The sequence below is a fragment of the Chryseobacterium sp. 7 genome, from assembly GCF_003663845.1.
Classification (GTDB): Bacteria; Bacteroidota; Bacteroidia; order Flavobacteriales; family Weeksellaceae; genus Chryseobacterium.
In genome coordinates, this window is sequence record NZ_RCCA01000001.1 from 773,493 (window position 1) to 793,210 (window position 19,718).

Consider the following 19,718-nt stretch of genomic DNA (forward strand, 5'->3'; position numbering starts at 1 on the left):
AAAGGAATGAATGGGGAAGATTTAAAAAAGGTCTTCATTGGAATAAGACCAAAACAATTAAAAAGAAATTTAAAATGCCAAAAAAAAGAAAATATATAAGTCATAAAAATGATTTAAAAATGATGGAGATCGGAAGACTGATCCTCCGTTTTATGAATGCGAATTCATCCAAAATTTATAATTATAAGCAGATTGCTGACGGAATAGATTACAAAAATCCGAGACAAAGAGAACTTGTGATCCAGGCACTGCATAAACTTCAGGGATCTGAAAAGATCAAAGAAGTGGAAAAAGGAAAATATATAGTGAACCTGAAAATTGCAGGAACGCTTACCGGAATTATAGACTTTAATCAAAGTGGAAATGCCTATGTAAAAGTGGAAGGATTGGAAGATGATGTCTTCATTCATTCCAAAAATGTGAAGGATGCATTGCAGGGTGATAAGGTTCTTATTATAACTTATCATTATAAAGGAAAGAAATTAGAAGGCTCTGTTCTGGAAGTTTTAGAACGTAACAGAACTGAATTTGTAGGAACATTTCAGAAGGTCCTTCATAAGGATTTCGGGTTTGTGGTTTGTGATAAAAAATCCATCAACACAGATATCTTTATTCCGAAAGGAAAATTCAGCACAGCGGAAGATGGTGATAAGGTGATTGTAAAAATGACGGAATGGAGGCCGGGAGATAAAAATCCGGAAGGTGAAATTATTCAGGTGCTGGGTGCTCCGGGAGAACATGAAACCGAAATCCACTCTATTCTTGCGGAATATGGTCTTCCTTATGAATTTCCAGCAGAAGTAGAAGCAGATGCTGATAAAATTGACAGAAGAATTACGGATGAAGAAGTTACAAAACGTTGGGATATGCGTAATATCTGTACTTTCACCATTGACCCTAAGGATGCGAAAGACTTTGACGATGCTTTATCCATCAGAAAACTGGAAAACGGAAACTGGGAAATCGGAGTTCATATTGCAGATGTATCTCATTATGTAGTTCCGGGAACAATTCTGGATGATGAAGCTTATCAAAGGGCTACTTCCGTATATCTTGTGGACAGAGTTGTACCGATGCTTCCAGAAGTTTTGAGTAACGATGTCTGTTCCCTTCGTCCACACGAAGATAAATATACTTTTTCAGCTGTTTTTGAACTGAATGATAATGCTGAAATTCAGAAGCAGTGGTTTGGAAGAACGGTTATTCATTCAGACAGAAGATTTACTTATGAGGAAGCTCAGGAACGTATTGAATCCGGACAGGGAGATCTGGCAGAAGAAATCAACACACTTGATAAGTTAGCTAAAATTTTGCGTCATGAACGTATCAGAAAAGGAGCTATTACTTTTGACAGAAGTGAGGTAAGATTCAATCTGGATGAAAATAATGAACCGATTGGTGTTTACTTTAAAATAAGCAAAGACTCCAACCACCTGATTGAAGAATTCATGCTTTTAGCCAATAAAAAAGTATCGGAATTTGTATCCCTTTCAAGAAAAGGTGAGATCACCAACAATACATTTATTTACAGGGTTCACGATGATCCGGATCCGGCAAAATTGGAATCATTGAGAGACTTTGTTGCTACTTTCGGATATAAAATGGATCTGGCCAATACCAAAAAGGTTGCCGCATCTTTGAATAAGCTTCTTCATGATGTAAAAGGAAAGGGCGAAGAGAATATGATTGAAACCCTTGCTATGAGAAGTATGAGCAAAGCTGTATACTCTACAGAGCCAATTGGCCACTACGGTCTTGGTTTTGAGTATTACAGCCACTTTACCTCTCCTATCCGTCGTTATCCGGATTTATTGGCACACCGTCTTCTTCAGCATTATCTGGATGGAGGTAAATCCCCAAACAGAGGCGAGCTTGAAGACAAAGCAAAACACTGCAGCGCCATGGAAAGACTGGCAGCAGATGCGGAAAGAGATTCTATTAAATTCATGCAGGTGAAATTTATGGAAAAACATTTGGGAGAAACTTTCAAAGGAGTAATTTCCGGAGTCGCAGAATTTGGTTTCTGGGTAGAAATTCCTGAAAATGGTGCAGAAGGTCTGATCAAGCTTAGAGATCTTGTAGATGATTCTTATATGTATGATGCAAAAACCCATGCAGTATACGGAATAAGACACGGAAACAAATACCAGTTGGGAGATGAAGTTCAGATCAAAGTGGTAAAAGCTAATCTGATCCAGAAGCAGCTTGATTTCCAGATTGTGAAGTAATGACAAGAATAGATAAATCTATTGTCTTTAGTATCTTAAATGCAATATTATTGATAACAGTCATTTTTAATACTGTTATCAATTTTTATCTTTTTGTATTGGTTCTGATCATTGTTGTTATATTATGTAATATTCTAATTAAAAGAAATATTATCAATATCAATAAGCAAGGGAGAAAATATTTTTTTGGAGTTACTTTTCCTCTCATAATAAATGGATTCTTTCTGATCAATTATTTTACAGGAATGAATCCTACCAAAGAAGCATACTGTTTCAGATGTATGGTTTCAGAGGTTGGAAGTGTACGAAGCCATCAGAAAGGAAAGACAACTTACGTTTATTTGAGTGGAAATGCCTATGAATATTCTTATATGACCAGAAGTTTTTGGATAGATTATAAAAGAATGCTGTTTAAAAATCAGGTTATTTATACTTTTGAAAGAGGTATTTTTGGTCTTAAAATCAGAAAAGATTTCGAATTTGTTTTCAATGAGAACTGTTTGGAAAAATAAAAAGATTGCTGAACATACTCTACAAAAATATAATACAAAAGAGGTTATTTCTAAATGGAATGACCTCTTTATTTTTTTAATTAAAAATGTATAATACACGCTCCTCTCCCATTTCATTAAAAATTTCACATTAAACTCTCCTTAAAATCCACTTGATATATCACAACTTTATTGAATAATTAAATCATAAAGTATAACTTTGTATAAAACGAAATGAATTTTATTCATTTTTAAACCCCACTTAATGTTAGAACTTGTACTATCTGCCATCATATTAGGATTTATGCTGAGCCTGGTTTTTATAGGACCTATTTTTTTCCTTTTAATTGAAACCAGCTTTTCCAGAGGCCCGAAACATGCACTTTCATTAGATCTTGGAGTGATTACTGCAGATTTATTATGTATTGTGGCAGCTTATTATGCCAGTACAGATATTGTAAGTTTAATAGATAAACATCCCGGGTTTTACAGAATTACCTCTATTCTTATTTTTATCTATGGAATTGTAATGCTGGTTACCAAAACCAAGATGCATATGCCTGGTGAGGAAAGGATCATTGGCCAAAACTATTTTAAAACATTTTTCAATGGCTTTTTCTTTAATCTTTTGAATGTAGGAGTCATCCTTTTCTGGCTGGTAACGGTAATTTCCGTAAGGAATCAATATCCGGACACCAGCAGTTTTATTTTATACATAGGCATAGTACTGGCCACTTACCTTTCAATAGATCTTGCCAAGATATTTCTTGCCAAGCAGTTTCACGATAAATTAACACAAAAACTGGCCAACCAAATCAGAAGAGTTGTTGGCTGCATTCTTATTGTCTTCAGTTTCTTCATCTTCCTTCAGAGTTTCAAAAAATTCAATCAGTTTGAAAAACAGCTGGAAGAAGCAGAGAAAAAAGAAGTAAAATATCAAAAAACAAAATGAAAAAAATGATCTTTCCGAAGTCTCTTAAAAAAGGAGACAAAATAGCTGTTATTTCCCCTGCCGGAGCGGTAGATGCCTCTCAACTTGAAAAGGGAATTGAAATGATTAAAAGTAGAGGTTTTGAACCCGTTCTAGGGGAACATCTTTACACCAAATTTTCAAACGGATACAATTATGCCGGAACAGAAAAGGAAAGAGCAAAAGATATCAACTGGGCTTTAAATGATGCAGAGATTAGAGCTGTATGGGCTTCCAGAGGAGGCTACGGATGCCAGCATCTGATTCAGCACCTGAAGTTGAAAAACTTTACAGAAAACCCGAAATGGTACATTGGCTATTCCGACAATACCGTAATTCAAAGTTATCTGTTGAAAAAAGGTTTCGCTTCCATCCACGGACAGACCATTAAAACATCCAGTTTTGGAGTTACAGAAGAAAGTTACGATCTGATTTTTGACATTCTGAAAGGTAAAATGCCAAAATACAGCCTTAAATCTCACCAATTTAATAAAGAAGGGAATATTGAAGGAGAATTGGTTGGAGGTAATTTAGCCCTTATTTATGCTCTTTTAGGAACTAAATATTCTTTCGACTTTAAAGACAAGATCCTATTTATTGAAGATATCGGAGAAAACTTCTATGCACTGGACCGTATGATCATGAGTCTGGAGCTGGCTGGAGTTTTCAATAAAATCAAAGGATTGATTGTTGGCGGCATGACCAATATGGGAGATGAAAAAGAAAATAAAAGCTATGAAGAAAGTTTTGATGAATTTGTCTATAAGCTCATCTCGGATAGAATTTTAAAATACAAATTTCCTGTGGTATTCGGTTTTCCGAATGGACATATTAAGGACAACAGGCCGCTATTAATAGGTGGAAATGTTAAAGTGAAGGTTGTTGATAAAGTAAAAATCGAGTTTTAAAAATGAATGATATAATTCTTAAATATTCTTATTCTCCCGGATTTTATGGTGAATTTATATGTAAGGATTTATTGATTTCCCAAACATTTGAAACTCAACTTAAGTTTTTTTGGTATTTTGATCCCGGTTACTTTCCTGATAACGATGAGGAGAGGCGTCAACAGAGACGATTGACCACCATAAAAGATAAATTACCGGAAGCACTGCAGATAATATTTGAAAAAATACAGAAGTCTGATATAAGAGTAATCGTACCTATAGAGACCAAAACTGATAAGGTTGAATATACCACTTCAGTACATGATTCAAATGAATATTATAAAATGAATATTCAAAATGAAGAAAAGCATATCAATATCCCCTATCATTTTTCTGATGCTTTGATTGAGGGAAAAGATGTAGAACTGTTTTTTGATTTTCATACTAAATTGAAATCCTGGATTGATGAAGAATTTGAAATAGTATCAGAAGGTAAAGCAGTTAAACTTAATAAAGGAAACAATGGCTCATCATAACGATTTTGGAAAAATAGCAGAGGATCTTGCTGCCGATTATCTTCAGAAAAATGGCTATAAAATCCTGATCAGAAATTTCCGTTTTCAGAAAGCTGAGATTGATATCATTACTGAAAAAAACAATCAGATTATTGTGGTAGAAGTAAAGGCGAGATCTACCGATGCATTTATACTGCCTCAGGAAGCGGTAACCAAAGCCAAAATAAAATCTATTGTTTCCGCAACCAACTATTATCTGGAAGAATTTAAAAAAGAGAAAGAGGTCAGATTTGATATTATTTCCGTTCTTCCGGATGAAAATAAAAACTTAATGATCGATCATATCAAAGATGCTTTTCAGGCCTTTGATGCCAATTAATAAATCAATTTTATGAAGACAATATTAATTACCGGAGCAACTTCCGGAATAGGAAAATCCACTGCAGAGCTTTTGGCAAAACAAGGAAACAGAATCATTATCTGTGGAAGAAGAAGTGAAGTACTTGAAGCTGTAAAATCTGAGCTATCTCAATATACCGAAATATTTAGTTTAATGTTTGATGTAAGGAATCTTGAAGAAGTGGAAACCGCCATTAATTCACTTCCTGAAAACTGGAAAGACATTGATGTTCTGATCAATAATGCCGGGAATGCTCATGGATTGGATCCTCTGTCGGCTGGCAAGACGGATGACTGGGATTCTATGATCGACGGAAATGTAAAAGGACTACTCTATGTTTCCAAAATGATCATCCCGATTATGAAAACTAAAAATTTAGGTCATATTGTAAACATCAGTTCTGTAGCAGCAAGACAAACCTACGCCAATGGAGTAGTGTACTGTGCAACGAAGAAAGCCGTAGATGTTATTTCGGACGGAATGAGACTGGAGCTTACCGAATTTGGAATCAAAGTAACCAATATTCAACCGGGAGCTGTAGAAACAGATTTCTCTTTGGTAAGATTCAAAGGTGACAGTGAAAAAGCTTCTGGCGTTTACGCAGGCTACGATGCTCTGAAAGCTGAAGATATTGCCGATGCTATTGCTTACTGTGTTAATGCACCGAAGCATGTTACCATTTCAGATATGACTATTTATCCAAGCGCTCAGGCAGAACCGAGAACGATTTATAGAAAATAGTCCAAAATAATGGATTAAATTTGCAGAAAATAAAAAGCATCTTGCCTTTTTGCAATGTTGCAGTTTAGCTTAAAACAAAAAAATGAAAATTCTATATCTGGAAACCTCTTCCAAGAACTGCTCGGTAGCTGTATCAGACAATGAAAAATTACTATGTGTATGCGAAGAAGTTTCTGAAAACTATAAACAGTCAGAAAGTCTTCATACTTATGTAGAATGGGCTTTAGAAGGAGCGGGGATCTCTCTTAAAGATATCGAAGCAGTTTCTTTAGGAAAAGGACCCGGGTCTTATACCGGTTTGAGAATTGGTGCAGCTTCAGCAAAAGGATTTTGTTACGGGCTTAAAGTTCCTCTGGTAGGAGTAAATTCTCTTGAAAGTATGATAGAGCCCTTTTTAGGCGATAACTATGATTTTATAGTGCCTTTGATTGATGCGAGGAGAATGGAGGTTTATACAGCCGTTTATGACGGTCATACAGGGAAAGAAGTATTACAGACCGAAGCTAAAATCTTAGATGAAACTTCTTTTGAAGAATTCAGAGATAAAAAGGTATTGTTTGTAGGCGATGGTGCTAAGAAAACAAAAGAGATCGTGAATCTTCCGGATGCTGTCTTTAAGGAGGATGTTTACCCTTCTTCCCAATATCTCATCAGAAAGACGCTGGAAAAAATAGGAAACAAAGAATTTGAGGATATGGCGTATTTTGAGCCTTTTTATCTCAAAGATTTCCATGGAGTAAAGAAAAAGAAAAGCGAAGAGTAAATCTTCGCTTTTTTATTTTATTGAATTCCTGGCGGTTTGCCAGATGGCGGCCTGTTTTCGTTTGGTTTTTTATCCTTTTGCTGGGAAGGGTTTGTCTGCGGCGGTGGAGTAGCACCCATATTCTGGGGCTGCAGATCTACATTGTCCAGCTTCTGTACTTTTCCGTTATTCATTTGTGGAATACCTATTCCATTCGGGGTGTTAGGTTGAGAAGGTCTGTCTCCTGGCTGTTGCTGTGGAGGGAGAGAATTTCCTTTATTATCAGTCGCCTGGAAGCTTAGGTCACTTTTCAGATAATTCAGCATTTCTTTAGCCCTTACACCTTCAGGAGTTTTTGCATAATTCAGGGCAATCTGCTCAAGCTGCAGAATCATGACTTCCTTTCCACTGGATTTTCCTGCGTTGAACGCATTTAATAAATACAGCTTAGGAACCAGTGCATCTTTAGGGTACTTCTGAATGGTCTGATCTATGATATCTTTACTTTCTGCAAATTTTTCGGATTCAAACAAGGCATAAGCCTTTTTATATTCATTTTCAACTTCTTCAGTAGATTTTACGAAAGACTGGTTTTTAGGATTTCTCGCAAATTCAGCATAGGAAGTATATGGATAATCTGTTAACAGAATTTGTTTTGCTCTTTCAGAAACTTGCGGATTTTTCTCATAGTTCATCGCAAAAATCTCATACAATGCCTGCAGCATTACCTTTTCTTCCGGTTTTACATCTATAAGATCATACAGCGTTTTGGTAGCCAGGGGAGTGTTGGTAAAATAGTTCTGATACATAATTCCCAGCCCTAAGGAAGCAGTGTCTCTGTCTTTTTTTAACTGAGATAATTTACCCTGATCCGTAGGAATCTGCTCAATATAGTAAGTTGGCTCAAAACGTCTTGGATTAGGCGCAGAAGTTACTCCTAATGCATCATTCTTCATATCCTCAATAGAAGCCATTTTCTTTGAAAAACGCCAGTTATCGGCAAGGGCACGGTCTCCCCATACCTGCTTAAACGTAGATGTTCCTTTGCTTACTGTTCCTGTATTGCTGAAGTAAAATGATTTTGTAGTCACCCCAAAATCCTCAAAAGAATTGGAAGAACCATTAGCGAAAATAGAGTTGGCACTATAATCTCCGGTATCAAACCCTTTGCTTCTTTCAGCACGTCTTCTTTCCTGTTCTTCTTTCTCTTCTTTAATCTTTAATTTCGCAATATATTTATTGAAATAGTCTGTTTTCTGTGTATTATCCATCTTTGCCAAAGAAAGAATACTGTCATTCTTTTTGATCAGATAGTAGTTTTTGGAAATCTTTTTGATGTATTCAGACTGGTCTTTTAATAAGATTTTTGAAGGCTCATAAGTCATTACAGCAAGTGCAGAATCATAATAGCTTCCCGCACCGATGTAATCATTCTTTTCCAGATAGCCTTTTCCTATTTCATAATAAGCCAGACCACGGATTTGAGGATCTGAAACCTTCTCAAACAGAGATTTTCTGAAGAACTGCTGGGCTTCATCTTTTTTTCCCGCTTTGTTGGCCATTAAACCCAATGCATAGTAAAATTCATTTTTTCTGGATCCGTAAGTTCCTTTCTTACTGATGCCTTCCAGGTAGTTTTTTGCTCCGGCATAATCGCCTTTACCATTAAAAGTTTTGGCAATAGCAATCTGGGATTTTACTTCAAATTCAAAATCGTTAGCGTATTTGTAAGCCGAAGTATAGCTTTCTCTGGCTTTATCATTCTGACCAAGATTTTCAAGAACCTGTCCTCTCAGGTATGCGATTCTGCTCTTTAATTTTCTGTTGCCGTTCAGTTCAAAAGCATCATCCAGTTCTTTGGCTGCCTCTTCTTTTTTACCCGCATCAAGCAGAGATTCAGCATAATAAATACTAAGCAGTTTTGCATAGCTTTTGTTGAGATCTTCTCCTTTCAGCTTGGCAAAAGTTTCGTGGGCTCTGTGATAATCTTTAATTTTATCATAAGCAAGACCCTGATAAATTCTAGCCAATGGAATCCTCTTATCATCTTTCATGTGGGTGAAAACATAGTTAAGAGCATCCAGCGCTTCCAGAGATTTGCCACGGTAAATTCTTGCTTGAGCCAGAATCATATAAGCATCAAAAATAGTCTTGTTTTTTTCTTCACCATTTCTGGTTACAGAATATTTATTGATTGCTTTTAAAGCTTTTGCTTCTGCAATTTCAAGGGTAGTAGCCCCTTTGCTCTGTTCGCCGTCTGGTCTTCCGGTTCCTGCAGGTCCGCCACCCGGTGTTCCCGGAGGTCCTGAAGCGCTTCTTCCCGCAGGTTTGTTAGCTACTTCAGCCATCTTCATAGAATTTTCGGCAAAAGCTTCAGATTGTCCGAGATCACTTCCTAAAGGCTGGTCTTCATAAGTAAGAATAGGAATATAGGGTGCATAAAAATTATCTTTATGTCCCTTATCTCTGGTCGTAAACTCACTGTTCAATGCGTCTTTTGCATTAAAAAGAGTGTTGTAGTATGTGGAAAATCCTTTCAACATCTTAGATCGCTGCTCCGGCTTTTTTGTTTTGGTAGCACAGGAAGCAACAAGGCATATGACTAAAAGGAATAATATATTCTTTTTCATTATTCAATATAACTCGCTAATCTGCTATTTATTATCAGCTGTTTGATGATTTTGTAAAAATAATAAAATTTTATAATGAATAATATTTATATTTCTTGCGGAAATATTTTATTTCTACTTTAACAGGCATTTTAAACTTCAATAATTGATTAAATCAGAGAGATTTCTTTCAATATTTTGTAAACAAGATGTGTAGGAAGTCCCATAATGGTATAAAAGCTTCCTGTCATATTGGTGATTTTTGCCATTCCCAGCCATTCCTGAATGCCATAGCTGCCCGCTTTATCGAAAGGCTTATAGTTTTGAATATAATAGTTTATTTCTTCATCAGAAAGCGTATCAAGAGTAACATCCGCTACATCTGTTTCTGTAAAGATTTTATTGGCAGTTTTAATAGTAATTCCTGTATAAACCTGGTGGGTTCTTCCCGAAAGGCATCGAAGCATCTTGAACGCGTCGTCCTCATCTTTAGGTTTCCCAAGGATCACACCGTCAACAGCTACTACTGTATCTGCGGTTAAAAGAACTTCACCAGCTTCCAAACTTCTAAAAGCATCAGCTTTTAAATCAGAAAGATAAGCGGAAGCTTCCTCTATCTTGATATTTTCCGGAATAATTTCTTCACAGTCTATTTTTACCACTTCAAATTCAAAACCCAGGCTGGAAAGAAGCTCTTTTCTTCTTGGTGATTGTGATGCTAAAAGTAATTTCATATCCTAAATTATACAGATTGAGTATTATCATCATGCCAGTTCCCCTGAACTTTCATCACCTGTTCAATCACATCACGCACCGCACCTGTTCCTCCTTTTTTCGGGGAAATATAATCTGAAATTCCTTTTACTTCAGGAACTGCATTTTCAGGACAGGCTGCAATGGCCGAACTTTCCATGATATGAATATCCGGAAGATCATCACCCATCGTCAGAATCTCCTCATTCTTAAGATTATACTTCTTTTTAAAATCCTCAAAATCCTCAATTTTATTGTGAGACTTCGGATAATAATCCTGAATTCCAAGATAATTGATTCTGTGTTTTACCATTTCATCATTTCCTCCTGTAATAACACCAATCAGATAATTGTTTTTTAATGCTTTCACTACCGCATACCCGTCCAGAACATTCATAACCCTGCACATATTTCCACCGGGAAGAAGATATACACTTCCGTCTGTAAAAACTCCGTCTACATCAAATACAAATGCCTTAATATCTTTTAATTTCTCTTTATAACTCATACATTTTCTGAATAGAATAATTCATTGTTTTATAAATTTCAAGACTTTCGTCTTTTAATAACTCTTCATGCAGCTGCAAAATTCTCACATCATTTCTTACGGCAGGTCCGGTTTGTGCCAGTTTAGGTTCAATTTCATGAATTTTCTGTACTGTTTCATCAATCAGTGGCAGAAAATAATCAAACGGAATTTCCTGGGAATCCGAAATTTCTTTAGCCCTTGAAAAAAGATGATTCACAAAATTGCATGCGAAAACGGCGGTCAAATGAATATACTTCCTTTTTTCATGACTGCTTTCCATTACCTTTTCTGAAATCTGAGAAGCAAGATCAATTAATATTTTCTGATCCTCTTCATTCTCTGCCTCTACAAAAAACGGAATTTTTTCATATTCCAACTCTTTGGATTTTGAAAAAGTCTGTAAAGGGTAAAAGCTGGCCTTCCTGTAATCACCGGAAAGTGCTTCTTTCGGAAGAGATCCGGATGTATGGGCAACCAAACTGCCTTTTTGGGTAATGAGTTCCGAAACTTTTTCTACAGAATTATCACTCACACAGATGATATAAAGATCTGCCTCTTCCAGATGATCTGTTGAATAGGGAATGTGCAGTTCTTCAGAAATTTTACTTAATTCTTTTTTGTTCCTGCCAAAAATCTGGGCCAGAGGAATGCTTTTCAAAGTGAAAGCTTTTGCCATATGATAGGCAACATTTCCGGAACCGATTATTACAATTTGCATATAACAAATATAAGGTTTTAAGCTGAGAGGGAAAAGGAAGATGATTTTAGAAATAGGATCACTCAATATAGGCACGTTTATTGCGTAACTGTCTCATATTATTTAAATTTTTAATCTGAAAATTGAATTTTTAATTTAACTTTCAGTTATTTTTGTAATCCAAAACAGTGAAAGCATCTTATGAAGATTAAGGACGCGGAGATTATTTCGTTGATGCAGAATCCACGAACCCAGGATAAAGGTGTTCGTGCCTTGATGGATGCCTATCAAAGCAGATTATACTGGCACATAAGAAGGATTATTGTGGACGGAGATCTTGCACAGGATACTTTGCAGGAAACTTTTATTAAAGCATATCAGAATTTTCATCAGTTCAAGAATGATAGCCAGTTATATACCTGGTTGTACAGAATAGCTACCAACGAAGCGCTGCAGCAGGTAAACAAAATGAAGAAAATGCAGAAAACTGATGAAGATCCGGAGTATCATATGCAGAATCTGGTTGCAGATAATACAGAAGGAGATGCCGAAGAGATACAGATTTTACTGCAGAGCGCTATACAGAGTCTGCCCGAAAAGCAGAAACTGGTATTTATGATGAGGTATTATGATGATTTGGCCTACGAAGAAATATCAAAAATAGTAGATATGTCCGTAGGAACACTGAAAACAAATTATCATTATGCCAAACAGAAAATAGAAGAGTATATTAAAGAAAATTACGAAAGATAATTTTTTACCCAACAAAGATGAAAGAGTTCGACATAGAAAAATTAGAGCGTAAAAACATTTACACAGTTCCTGATAATATGTTTGAAAATATTCAGGAAAAAGTTTTGAATGATATAAAGACAAGTAAAAAAGCACCTGTCTTTAAGATGAACTGGATGTATGCAGCAGCAGCGTCACTGGCTTTGATCTTTGGAGCAACTTATGTTTTCAATTCAGATAATGATTCTGCGGAACAAACATTGAATGCTAAAACAGAATATGCTGCCAATACCGGAGAACCAAAAACAGAGAGCGAGCAGGCTTATGAAACTCTAAAATCTGATTTAATTTCTGTTGAAAATAACAATCAAACAGTTGAAAATCAAAAAGGTAAAGAGGTTTATGCTTCAAAAGGTGAAGCGATAACTGAAAAAGTATCAGAGACTGCAAAACCTGCAAAAGCAGCAACAAAAAAATATGAAACACAAATGAATGAATATCTGGACTCGTTTTCTAATTCTGAAATTGCAGAGTTAGCAAGTAATTCGACACAGGACGTTTATTTGGATATATATAATTAAAAGAAGATGAAAAAGATATTATTTGCGTTTTTGATTATTTACGGCTTCGGCTTAAATGCCCAGAGGACGGATTATGACTGGAAGAAAATGGATCCTAAGCAGAGGAAAGAAGTCATCAATAATCTTTCTCCGGAAGAGAGAAAAGATCTCCTAAAGAAATTCAGGAATAATATGATTATGGAAAGCCTGAATGTAGATCCTGGTGATAAAGCCGAGTTTACTCAATTGTATAATGAATATCTGGAAAGCCAGAAGCAGATAAAAAGCCAGTTTAATTCAAGCTTTGATCCGGAAACCTTAACGGATGATGAAGCCAAAGCTAAATTGCAGCAAAGTTTTGAAGTAGGGCAAAAGCTACTGGATAACAGAAAAAAATACGCAGAAAAAATGCAGCAGGTAATTCCCTGCCAAAAAGTTCTGAAGCTGTTTCAGTCTGAAAAAATGATGAAAGATAAAATGGATGAAAGAAAACCTCACGGACACAATAATAATGCTTCGGGATCTAAACAAAACCCATAATAGTTTATTTTTTTAATGTTGGACGGCTCTCACAGATCTTTTTGTGAGAGCCGTTTGATTTAAATAATGTATTACATCATTACGAAAATTAAATAAATTGATACAATAAGATAATGAAAGACAATAATCTCTCTCTTTTTTTTATCTTTGCAAATTACAAGATTCTTAAATGAAAAACATACGAAATTTTTGCATAATCGCTCATATCGACCACGGTAAAAGTACCCTGGCAGACCGTCTATTGGAGTACACGAATACCGTTACCCAAAGAGAACTTCAGTCTCAGACGCTTGATGATATGGATTTGGAAAAAGAACGTGGGATTACAATCAAGTCGCACGCCATCCAGATGGATTATGAGTATAAAGGAGAAAAATATATTTTAAACCTTATTGATACACCGGGACACGTTGACTTTTCTTATGAGGTTTCCCGTTCTATTGCTGCCTGTGAAGGGGCTCTTCTTATCGTGGATGCTGCACAGAGTATTCAGGCGCAAACCATTAGTAACCTGTATTTGGCACTTGAAAATGATTTGACAATCATTCCGATTCTGAATAAAATTGACCTTCCTTCTGCAAACCCTGAAGAAGTAACTGATGAGATTATGAATCTTATCGGATGCGAATATGAAGATGTTTTAAGAGTTTCAGGAAAAACAGGTGAAGGGGTTCATAACCTTCTTGAACAGATTGTTGAACGAATTCCTGCACCCGTAGGAAATCCTGATGGTCCGCTTCAGGCTTTGATCTTTGACTCTGTTTACAACCCGTTCAGAGGAATTGAAGCTTATTTCAAAGTAGTGAACGGAAGCATTACTAAAAATGAAAAGATCAAATTCTTCGCCACTGGCAAAGAATATGGTGCTGATGAGGTAGGTACTCTGAAACTAAAGCAGGTTCCAAAGAAAACAATCCAATGTGGAGATGTAGGATATCTGGTTTCCGGGATTAAAGATGCCCGTGAAGTAAAAGTAGGAGATACCATCACTTCTTTTGAAAAACCTGCTGATGGACCTATTGATGGATTTGAGGAAGTAAAACCAATGGTATTTGCCGGGATTTACCCAATTGATTCTGAGGATTTTGAAGAATTAAGATTCTCTCTTGAAAAATTAAGACTGAATGATGCTTCTCTTGTTTTCGAACCGGAAAGTTCTGCCGCTCTTGGTTTTGGTTTCCGTTGCGGATTCTTGGGAATGCTTCACATGGAAATTGTTCAGGAACGTCTTGACAGAGAGTTCAATATGAACGTAATCACAACGGTACCGAACGTTTCTTATTTTGGATATACTAAAAAAGAACCGGAAGTTCCTATTTTGATCAACAACCCATCTGAAATGATGGACCCTTCAACAATGGACAGAGTAGAAGAACCTTTCATCAAGGCTTCTATCATTACAAAATCCGATTTCGTAGGAGCAGTAATGACTTTGTGTATCGAAAAAAGAGGAGAAATTGTTAACCAAAGTTATCTGACTTCTGAAAGAGTAGAGTTAATTTTCAATATGCCGCTTGCTGAAGTTGTATTCGACTTCTATGACAGGCTGAAATCAATTTCTAAAGGATATGCTTCATTCGATTATCATCCAATCGGATTCAGAGCTTCCAAGCTTGTAAAAATGGATATCCTGATCAATGGTGATATGGTAGATGCATTATCTTCACTGATTCACGATTCTAATGCTTATTACATTGGTAAAAGAATGTGTGAGAAACTTCGTGAGCTGATTCCTAGACAACAGTTTGATATTGCTGTTCAGGCTGCATTAGGAACAAAAGTAATTGCAAGAGAGACCATTAAAGCCCTAAGAAAAGACGTTACCGCAAAATGTTACGGAGGAGATATTTCCAGAAAGCGTAAGCTATTGGAAAAGCAGAAAGAAGGTAAGAAGAAAATGAAGCAGATTGGTAGAGTGGAAGTACCACAATCCGCATTTATGGCTGTATTAAAGCTAAATGATTAATTAATAGCTTATTATAAAACAAAAACCGCTTCGTCAGAAGCGGTTTTTTATTGATTTATTTTTTACGGGTGTACTTTATTTCCATTGTTTTATACTCTTTTCCAGTTTTGGAATCAGGGCCGTACATTTCCAGTTTTTGGGTATTATCATCCACAAAGGTGAAAACTTCTCTGAAATCACAATCTTTGCCGGGTCTTGAAGGGTCTGTCATTTTTCCTTTAAATTCAACTGATTTTGTAGAAGCATTCCATTCTCCCTCTCCATTCATAATTCCGGTTCCCATATTGTCGATCCAGGTACTTACAAACTTCTTTTTGGAGTTGTCATATCCTACAATGCTCATTCCTTCAAAAGGCATTCCCATAAAGTCTCCTTTGTGATTCGTCATCTGATAACGGCCGCCAAACATCATCTTATTGGTAGCCTCAGATTTACTCATCATAGGTTTTGCTCCGTTTTCCATCCACATAGTAGTTTCCCCGGTCCAGGTTCCATCAGATTTTGCAAGCATTTTTTGCATTTCTCCCGGAGTTGAATATTCCATCCAGGCTTTCATGGCCGCTGCGGAATCTACGGGTTTCCATTCAGATTTTGCAGTTGCCGAGTCCATTTTCTCAGAACCTGCGGCAGCAGTAGTTTTTCCTTTCTCACAAGCTACTAATAAAAAAGCTGCAGAAAGAATTGTTAATAAATTTTTCATAATTGTTTAGTTTTAAGAATGTTATAATGATAACTTAAAGATAAGAACTTTTATTATAATTGAAATTATTTTTTTTATACAGACATAAATCGTAATTTTGTGTATTCGTAACGCAAATCAATTTATGGAGTCTCCAAAAAAATTACAGGATATAAAAGTGGCTGTAGATGCCGTTATTTTCGGATATTTTGATAAAAAAGATCTTCAGATCCTTCTGATTAAAAGAAATATTGAACCTTTTAAAGGAGGATGGGCGCTACCAGGCGGACTTGTTCTTGATGATGAAAGTGTGGATGATGCTGTAAAAAGAGAACTCTATGAAGAGGCAGGCATAAAGCCCGATTTTTTAGAACAACTGTACACTTTTGGTAATCTGGGTCGTGATCCTAGGAATAGAGTGGTTTCTGTGGCTTATCTGGGGCTTGTAAACCCATCTTATCATGAACTGTTTGCTGATTCGGATGCGGAAGATGCACAATGGTTCAGTATTAATAAACTTCCTTCAGTAGCTTTTGATCATAAAACAATTATTGAAACAGCCTTAAAAAGACTTCGTACGAAAATTCAGTACCAGCCGATCGGCTTCAATCTTCTCAATGAAGAATTCCCTTTTTCAGACCTTGAAAACCTTTATAAAACAATTGTAGGGCAGGAAATCGACAGGAGAAATTTCCGAAAGAAAATCATGAGCTACGGACTGCTTAACGAAACCAATAACGTTAAAAAAGAGGGAAGCGGCAGACCCGGAAAACTTTTTACATTCAACAAGGAAAAGTACAAAGAACTTGAAGAACAGGGTTTTTACTTTGAAATTAAATAGTTTGTTCTAAACACAAGCTTCACTAATAATTTAGGACTAATGTTCACAAATAATTAGAGCATAATTCTTAGGTTCTGATAAATATCCATAAAAATTTGTTCTATAAATAATGCTTGCAGCAAAGGTCATATTGTTGATCTTTATCATTCTGACGAAGGAAGAATCTCATTTTTGTCACTCTATTAAATTCTTTATGATGTTTATGAACGCTGTTCGTAGACCTTGAGTTGGTGTTTATAATGACGTTGTCGTAATATCAACTTTTGTAATCAAATTTCATTAGCTTTAGCTGAAGCCTATCAGATTTGTGTCTTTAGTGTTTAATTGAATTAAATTTTTATAATTGATTATCAATTATTTACATTTATTAGCGTAAAATTAACGCAAATAAATTTGGTTCATAAAATGATATTCTTTTAAATTTGTGTCAAAATAACGCAATCATGAAATATACCATACAAAATATTACAGAACGTTTTCAGAAGAAGGAAAGAATAAAGTTTCTCTTTTTCTGGGGACACACAGCAAAGGACAGTGTTACCAAATCATGCTTCAGCCAATGGTTTCCGGGAAGTTTTGAAGAAAACGGAATTACTTACAAAACAGCAGAACATTATATGATGGCAGGAAAAGCCAGATTATTTAATGATCCTGAAACAGAAAAGGAAATCTTAAGTGCAAACACTCCCAATCAGGCAAAAGTTTTGGGCAGAAAAGTAAAAAACTTTGATCCAAAACTTTGGGATGAGTATAAATATCAAATCGTAACCCAAGGGAATTTACTGAAGTTCTCTCAAAATCAGAAATTTAAAGACTTTCTTTTATCAACTGGAGAGAAAATTCTTGTGGAAGCAAGTCCTTATGATAAAATATGGGGAATCGGGATGCTGGAAACAGATAACAGAGCAGAAAACCCTTTACTATGGAACGGAGAAAACCTTTTAGGATTTGCTCTAATGGAAGTAAGGGATGAATTAAGAAGGTAAAAGTACAAACCAAACACAGAATATTAATTATGGAAAAAACAGAATTACATCCACAGATATTCCTGATTGAAGATTTTCTGACTGAAACGGAATGTGATCATTACATCAGTCTTTCTCAGGAAAAAGTTTTTGAAGAAGCAAAAATCAATGTATTTGGACGCCAGCAGATGAATAAAGGGGTCAGAAATAATGACCGGTTGATGATTTTTGATACAACAATCGCTGAAGAGCTTTTCAAAAGGGCTGCAGTATTTCTACCTCAGGAACACGATGGATATCAGATTCTTAACTTTAACGAAATGCTGAGGGTTTACAAATATGCTCCCGGGCAGCAATTCAAAATGCATAGAGACGGAAGCTATATCAGAAATGAAAATGAGAAAAGCTTTTACACCTTTATGATCTATCTGAATGATAATTTTGAAGGAGGAGAAACAGAATTTGAAAATCTGTTTACCGTTGCTCCAAAGAAAGGAACTGTCCTTGTTTTTCATCACCCTTTGAAACACGAAGGAAAACCCTGATAAGCGGATTGAAGTATGTTTTGAGAACAGATGTAATGTATTCAAAAGTATAAATCATGCATATAAAAGGAAGGGATTACTATGTCCTGTTTAATTAGTGTAATATTAACACAAATAAAAATATTTGATCATGGAAGATGAGTTAAAACCCAGATTTATCGAATCATTACAAAGAAATAATGATCAGATCAGAGAAGACCGGGCAAAAATCATCGGAGGAGATTCCGAATTGATTTACAGACGCCGAGTGGAAGATATCGAATTAAAAATCAAAAGACTCGAGCGTGAACAGGAAGGGCTTATTGATATCAGTCCTTTAGACAGAAACAGTCTGACTTTTGCGGATTTTAATCCCGAAGCATTCGTTCAGAAAGACATGGAATTATCATTAACAATCAGAAATCTGAATATTCAGCTCGAAGTAACCCAAAAGAGATTTGAATATTTATTTGGAAAAACATTGTAGTCATGGGAAGCACAAGATACGATTTAGACGCTCGTTATGACAGAGCAAGCAAAGCAGGTTACGGAACAAAATCCGCAGGGGAAATTTTCACCCAGAATGCCAAAAGAATGGCTCATGAATCGATGAATCCTCACGGAATTTCTTTCAGAGAATCCCGAGATTCAGAAGTTCATCCTAACTCAGTTCCGATTATTTTGGGATTGGATGTTACCGGAAGTATGGGGCATATTCCTCACGAACTGATCAGAGATGGATTACCAAAATTAATGGGAGGAATTATCCAGGGAGGTGTCCCAGATCCGGCCTTATTATTCCTTGGAATTGGAGATCATGAATGTGATGGTTATCCCCTTCAGGTGGGACAATTCGAGTCAGGAGATGAAGAACTGGATATGTGGCTTACGAGAACTTACATTGAATCCGGAGGAGGTGGAAATGCTGGAGAAAGCTACCTTTTAGCTTGGTATTTTGCAGCATTTCACACCAGAACAGATGCTTTTGAAAAAAGAGGACAAAAAGGATTGCTGTTTACCGTAGGTGATGAACCTTGTTTAAAAACACTTTCTGCATCAGCTATCAGAGAAATTATGGGAAAAGGACAGCAAACCTATACTCATTTTGAACTGCTGGAAGAAGCAAAGAAAAAATACGAAGTATATCATATCAGTGTTTTGCATTCCGATCAGGCATTGAGAGCAGACAGAGGCTGGAAAGAATTATTAGGACAAAATTGTATATCCATTGAAGATCACAGGGAAATTCCGAATGTTATCAAAGGAATTATCTGTGATAAATTTAAAAATAAAACCTCCGAAACAGGAGGGTTAGATCGGTTTCAGATGCTTTAGAACAAGACAATTGA

At 36.0% G+C, this 19,718-nt stretch carries 22 protein-coding genes; 17 read left to right on the forward strand and 5 right to left on the reverse strand.

What is annotated here, in order from left to right:
* Positions 1 to 74: 74 nt before the first annotated feature.
* From rnr to tsaB, 8 genes are all read left to right on the forward strand, one after another.
* Positions 75 to 2,228 (forward strand): ribonuclease R, encoded by a 2,154-nt coding sequence (gene rnr, locus CLU97_RS03595; protein ID WP_121486731.1) that lies wholly within the window; start codon positions 75 to 77, stop codon positions 2,226 to 2,228.
* Complete coding sequence (locus CLU97_RS03600; RefSeq protein WP_121486732.1) at positions 2,228 to 2,740, forward strand: hypothetical protein; 513 nt, start codon at positions 2,228 to 2,230, stop codon at positions 2,738 to 2,740. The genes rnr and CLU97_RS03600 overlap by 1 nt, the downstream gene beginning before the upstream one ends.
* 244 nt (positions 2,741 to 2,984) lie before the next feature.
* Positions 2,985 to 3,671, forward strand: a complete 687-nt coding sequence (locus tag CLU97_RS03605) for a LysE family translocator (protein ID WP_105702325.1) — start codon at positions 2,985 to 2,987, stop codon at positions 3,669 to 3,671.
* On the forward strand, positions 3,668 to 4,597 hold the full coding sequence (locus tag CLU97_RS03610) for an LD-carboxypeptidase (RefSeq protein WP_121486733.1): 930 nt from the start codon (positions 3,668 to 3,670) through the stop codon (positions 4,595 to 4,597). The genes CLU97_RS03605 and CLU97_RS03610 overlap by 4 nt, the downstream gene beginning before the upstream one ends.
* Before the next feature lie 2 nt (positions 4,598 to 4,599).
* Positions 4,600 to 5,112, forward strand: coding sequence for a hypothetical protein (locus CLU97_RS03615; RefSeq protein ID WP_121486734.1), 513 nt, complete (start codon positions 4,600 to 4,602; stop codon positions 5,110 to 5,112).
* A complete protein-coding gene (locus tag CLU97_RS03620) occupies positions 5,099 to 5,470 on the forward strand; it encodes a YraN family protein (RefSeq protein ID WP_121486735.1) in 372 nt (123 codons plus the stop codon). The genes CLU97_RS03615 and CLU97_RS03620 overlap by 14 nt, the downstream gene beginning before the upstream one ends.
* Before the next feature lie 12 nt (positions 5,471 to 5,482).
* Positions 5,483 to 6,232 carry an SDR family NAD(P)-dependent oxidoreductase gene (locus tag CLU97_RS03625; protein WP_121486736.1) on the forward strand — a complete coding sequence of 250 codons (750 nt, stop codon included), beginning with the start codon at positions 5,483 to 5,485 and terminating at the stop codon, positions 6,230 to 6,232.
* An 82-nt stretch (positions 6,233 to 6,314) separates the two neighbouring features.
* Positions 6,315 to 6,995 (forward strand): tRNA (adenosine(37)-N6)-threonylcarbamoyltransferase complex dimerization subunit type 1 TsaB, encoded by a 681-nt coding sequence (tsaB, locus tag CLU97_RS03630; RefSeq protein WP_121486737.1) that lies wholly within the window; start codon positions 6,315 to 6,317, stop codon positions 6,993 to 6,995.
* Between the two features lie 17 nt (positions 6,996 to 7,012).
* Here tsaB and CLU97_RS03635 read toward each other — a convergent pair whose 3' ends face one another.
* From CLU97_RS03635 to CLU97_RS03650, 4 genes are all read right to left on the reverse strand, one after another.
* A complete protein-coding gene (locus CLU97_RS03635) occupies positions 7,013 to 9,604 on the reverse strand; it encodes a tetratricopeptide repeat protein (protein ID WP_121486738.1) in 2,592 nt (863 codons plus the stop codon).
* Between the two features lie 149 nt (positions 9,605 to 9,753).
* On the reverse strand, positions 9,754 to 10,317 hold the full coding sequence (locus tag CLU97_RS03640) for a Maf family protein (protein WP_121486739.1): 564 nt from the start codon (positions 10,315 to 10,317) through the stop codon (positions 9,754 to 9,756).
* A gap of 8 nt (positions 10,318 to 10,325) precedes the next feature.
* On the reverse strand, positions 10,326 to 10,844 hold the full coding sequence (locus CLU97_RS03645) for a KdsC family phosphatase (RefSeq protein ID WP_089693341.1): 519 nt from the start codon (positions 10,842 to 10,844) through the stop codon (positions 10,326 to 10,328).
* Positions 10,834 to 11,583: a Rossmann-like and DUF2520 domain-containing protein gene (locus CLU97_RS03650; RefSeq protein WP_121486740.1), complete on the reverse strand. Its 750-nt coding sequence runs from the start codon at positions 11,581 to 11,583 to the stop codon at positions 10,834 to 10,836. The genes CLU97_RS03645 and CLU97_RS03650 overlap by 11 nt, the downstream gene beginning before the upstream one ends.
* Before the next feature lie 180 nt (positions 11,584 to 11,763).
* Between CLU97_RS03650 and CLU97_RS03655 the strand changes: the two genes are divergently transcribed.
* The 4 genes from CLU97_RS03655 to lepA all read left to right on the forward strand — a co-directional run bounded on the left by CLU97_RS03655 (position 11,764) and on the right by lepA (position 15,360).
* Entirely contained in the window at positions 11,764 to 12,315 is a 552-nt protein-coding gene (locus CLU97_RS03655) for an RNA polymerase sigma factor (RefSeq protein WP_121486741.1), read from the forward strand.
* A 17-nt stretch (positions 12,316 to 12,332) separates the two neighbouring features.
* Entirely contained in the window at positions 12,333 to 12,875 is a 543-nt protein-coding gene (locus tag CLU97_RS03660) for a hypothetical protein (protein ID WP_121486742.1), read from the forward strand.
* A gap of 6 nt (positions 12,876 to 12,881) precedes the next feature.
* Entirely contained in the window at positions 12,882 to 13,394 is a 513-nt protein-coding gene (locus CLU97_RS03665) for a hypothetical protein (protein WP_121486743.1), read from the forward strand.
* A gap of 169 nt (positions 13,395 to 13,563) precedes the next feature.
* Positions 13,564 to 15,360: a translation elongation factor 4 gene (gene lepA / locus CLU97_RS03670; RefSeq protein ID WP_076551861.1), complete on the forward strand. Its 1,797-nt coding sequence runs from the start codon at positions 13,564 to 13,566 to the stop codon at positions 15,358 to 15,360.
* Between the two features lie 55 nt (positions 15,361 to 15,415).
* Here the strand turns inward: lepA and CLU97_RS03675 are convergent, their stop codons facing one another.
* Positions 15,416 to 16,060, reverse strand: a complete 645-nt coding sequence (locus CLU97_RS03675) for a DUF1579 domain-containing protein (RefSeq protein ID WP_121486744.1) — start codon at positions 16,058 to 16,060, stop codon at positions 15,416 to 15,418.
* Between the two features lie 124 nt (positions 16,061 to 16,184).
* Between CLU97_RS03675 and CLU97_RS03680 the strand changes: the two genes are divergently transcribed.
* The 5 genes from CLU97_RS03680 (at position 16,185) to CLU97_RS03700 (ending at position 19,704) form a co-directional block, all read left to right on the forward strand.
* On the forward strand, positions 16,185 to 16,880 hold the full coding sequence (locus tag CLU97_RS03680; protein ID WP_034694004.1) for an NUDIX hydrolase: 696 nt from the start codon (positions 16,185 to 16,187) through the stop codon (positions 16,878 to 16,880).
* A gap of 443 nt (positions 16,881 to 17,323) precedes the next feature.
* Positions 17,324 to 17,866 carry an NADAR family protein gene (locus CLU97_RS03685; protein ID WP_121486745.1) on the forward strand — a complete coding sequence of 181 codons (543 nt, stop codon included), beginning with the start codon at positions 17,324 to 17,326 and terminating at the stop codon, positions 17,864 to 17,866.
* A 29-nt stretch (positions 17,867 to 17,895) separates the two neighbouring features.
* Entirely contained in the window at positions 17,896 to 18,390 is a 495-nt protein-coding gene (locus CLU97_RS03690) for a 2OG-Fe(II) oxygenase (RefSeq protein ID WP_228437506.1), read from the forward strand.
* 130 nt (positions 18,391 to 18,520) lie between these two features.
* Positions 18,521 to 18,856 carry a hypothetical protein gene (locus CLU97_RS03695; RefSeq protein WP_121486746.1) on the forward strand — a complete coding sequence of 112 codons (336 nt, stop codon included), beginning with the start codon at positions 18,521 to 18,523 and terminating at the stop codon, positions 18,854 to 18,856.
* Between the two features lie 2 nt (positions 18,857 to 18,858).
* A complete protein-coding gene (locus CLU97_RS03700) occupies positions 18,859 to 19,704 on the forward strand; it encodes a hypothetical protein (RefSeq protein ID WP_121486747.1) in 846 nt (281 codons plus the stop codon).
* Positions 19,705 to 19,718: the final 14 nt, after the last annotated feature.

Excerpts from the sequence above, each read along its gene's own strand:
- CLU97_RS03620 (WP_121486735.1), top strand. The coding sequence starts at position 5,099 with ATGGCTCATCATAACGATTTTGGAAAAATAGCAGAGGATCTTGCTGCC.
- CLU97_RS03695 (WP_121486746.1), top strand. The coding sequence starts at position 18,521 with ATGGAAGATGAGTTAAAACCCAGATTTATCGAATCATTACAAAGAAAT.
- CLU97_RS03640 (WP_121486739.1), bottom strand. The coding sequence starts at position 10,317 with ATGAAATTACTTTTAGCATCACAATCACCAAGAAGAAAAGAGCTTCTT.
- CLU97_RS03610 (WP_121486733.1), top strand. The coding sequence starts at position 3,668 with ATGAAAAAAATGATCTTTCCGAAGTCTCTTAAAAAAGGAGACAAAATA.
- CLU97_RS03615 (WP_121486734.1), top strand. The coding sequence starts at position 4,600 with ATGAATGATATAATTCTTAAATATTCTTATTCTCCCGGATTTTATGGT.
- CLU97_RS03660 (WP_121486742.1), top strand. The coding sequence starts at position 12,333 with ATGAAAGAGTTCGACATAGAAAAATTAGAGCGTAAAAACATTTACACA.
- CLU97_RS03650 (WP_121486740.1), bottom strand. The coding sequence starts at position 11,583 with ATGCAAATTGTAATAATCGGTTCCGGAAATGTTGCCTATCATATGGCA.
- CLU97_RS03605 (WP_105702325.1), top strand. The coding sequence starts at position 2,985 with ATGTTAGAACTTGTACTATCTGCCATCATATTAGGATTTATGCTGAGC.
- tsaB (WP_121486737.1), top strand. The coding sequence starts at position 6,315 with ATGAAAATTCTATATCTGGAAACCTCTTCCAAGAACTGCTCGGTAGCT.
- CLU97_RS03625 (WP_121486736.1), top strand. The coding sequence starts at position 5,483 with ATGAAGACAATATTAATTACCGGAGCAACTTCCGGAATAGGAAAATCC.
- rnr (WP_121486731.1), top strand. The coding sequence starts at position 75 with ATGCCAAAAAAAAGAAAATATATAAGTCATAAAAATGATTTAAAAATG.
- CLU97_RS03690 (WP_228437506.1), top strand. The coding sequence starts at position 17,896 with ATGGAAAAAACAGAATTACATCCACAGATATTCCTGATTGAAGATTTT.
- CLU97_RS03635 (WP_121486738.1), bottom strand. The coding sequence starts at position 9,604 with ATGAAAAAGAATATATTATTCCTTTTAGTCATATGCCTTGTTGCTTCC.
- CLU97_RS03645 (WP_089693341.1), bottom strand. The coding sequence starts at position 10,844 with ATGAGTTATAAAGAGAAATTAAAAGATATTAAGGCATTTGTATTTGAT.
- CLU97_RS03665 (WP_121486743.1), top strand. The coding sequence starts at position 12,882 with ATGAAAAAGATATTATTTGCGTTTTTGATTATTTACGGCTTCGGCTTA.
- CLU97_RS03655 (WP_121486741.1), top strand. The coding sequence starts at position 11,764 with ATGAAGATTAAGGACGCGGAGATTATTTCGTTGATGCAGAATCCACGA.
- CLU97_RS03675 (WP_121486744.1), bottom strand. The coding sequence starts at position 16,060 with ATGAAAAATTTATTAACAATTCTTTCTGCAGCTTTTTTATTAGTAGCT.
- lepA (WP_076551861.1), top strand. The coding sequence starts at position 13,564 with ATGAAAAACATACGAAATTTTTGCATAATCGCTCATATCGACCACGGT.
- CLU97_RS03685 (WP_121486745.1), top strand. The coding sequence starts at position 17,324 with ATGAAATATACCATACAAAATATTACAGAACGTTTTCAGAAGAAGGAA.
- CLU97_RS03700 (WP_121486747.1), top strand. The coding sequence starts at position 18,859 with ATGGGAAGCACAAGATACGATTTAGACGCTCGTTATGACAGAGCAAGC.
- CLU97_RS03600 (WP_121486732.1), top strand. The coding sequence starts at position 2,228 with ATGACAAGAATAGATAAATCTATTGTCTTTAGTATCTTAAATGCAATA.
- CLU97_RS03680 (WP_034694004.1), top strand. The coding sequence starts at position 16,185 with ATGGAGTCTCCAAAAAAATTACAGGATATAAAAGTGGCTGTAGATGCC.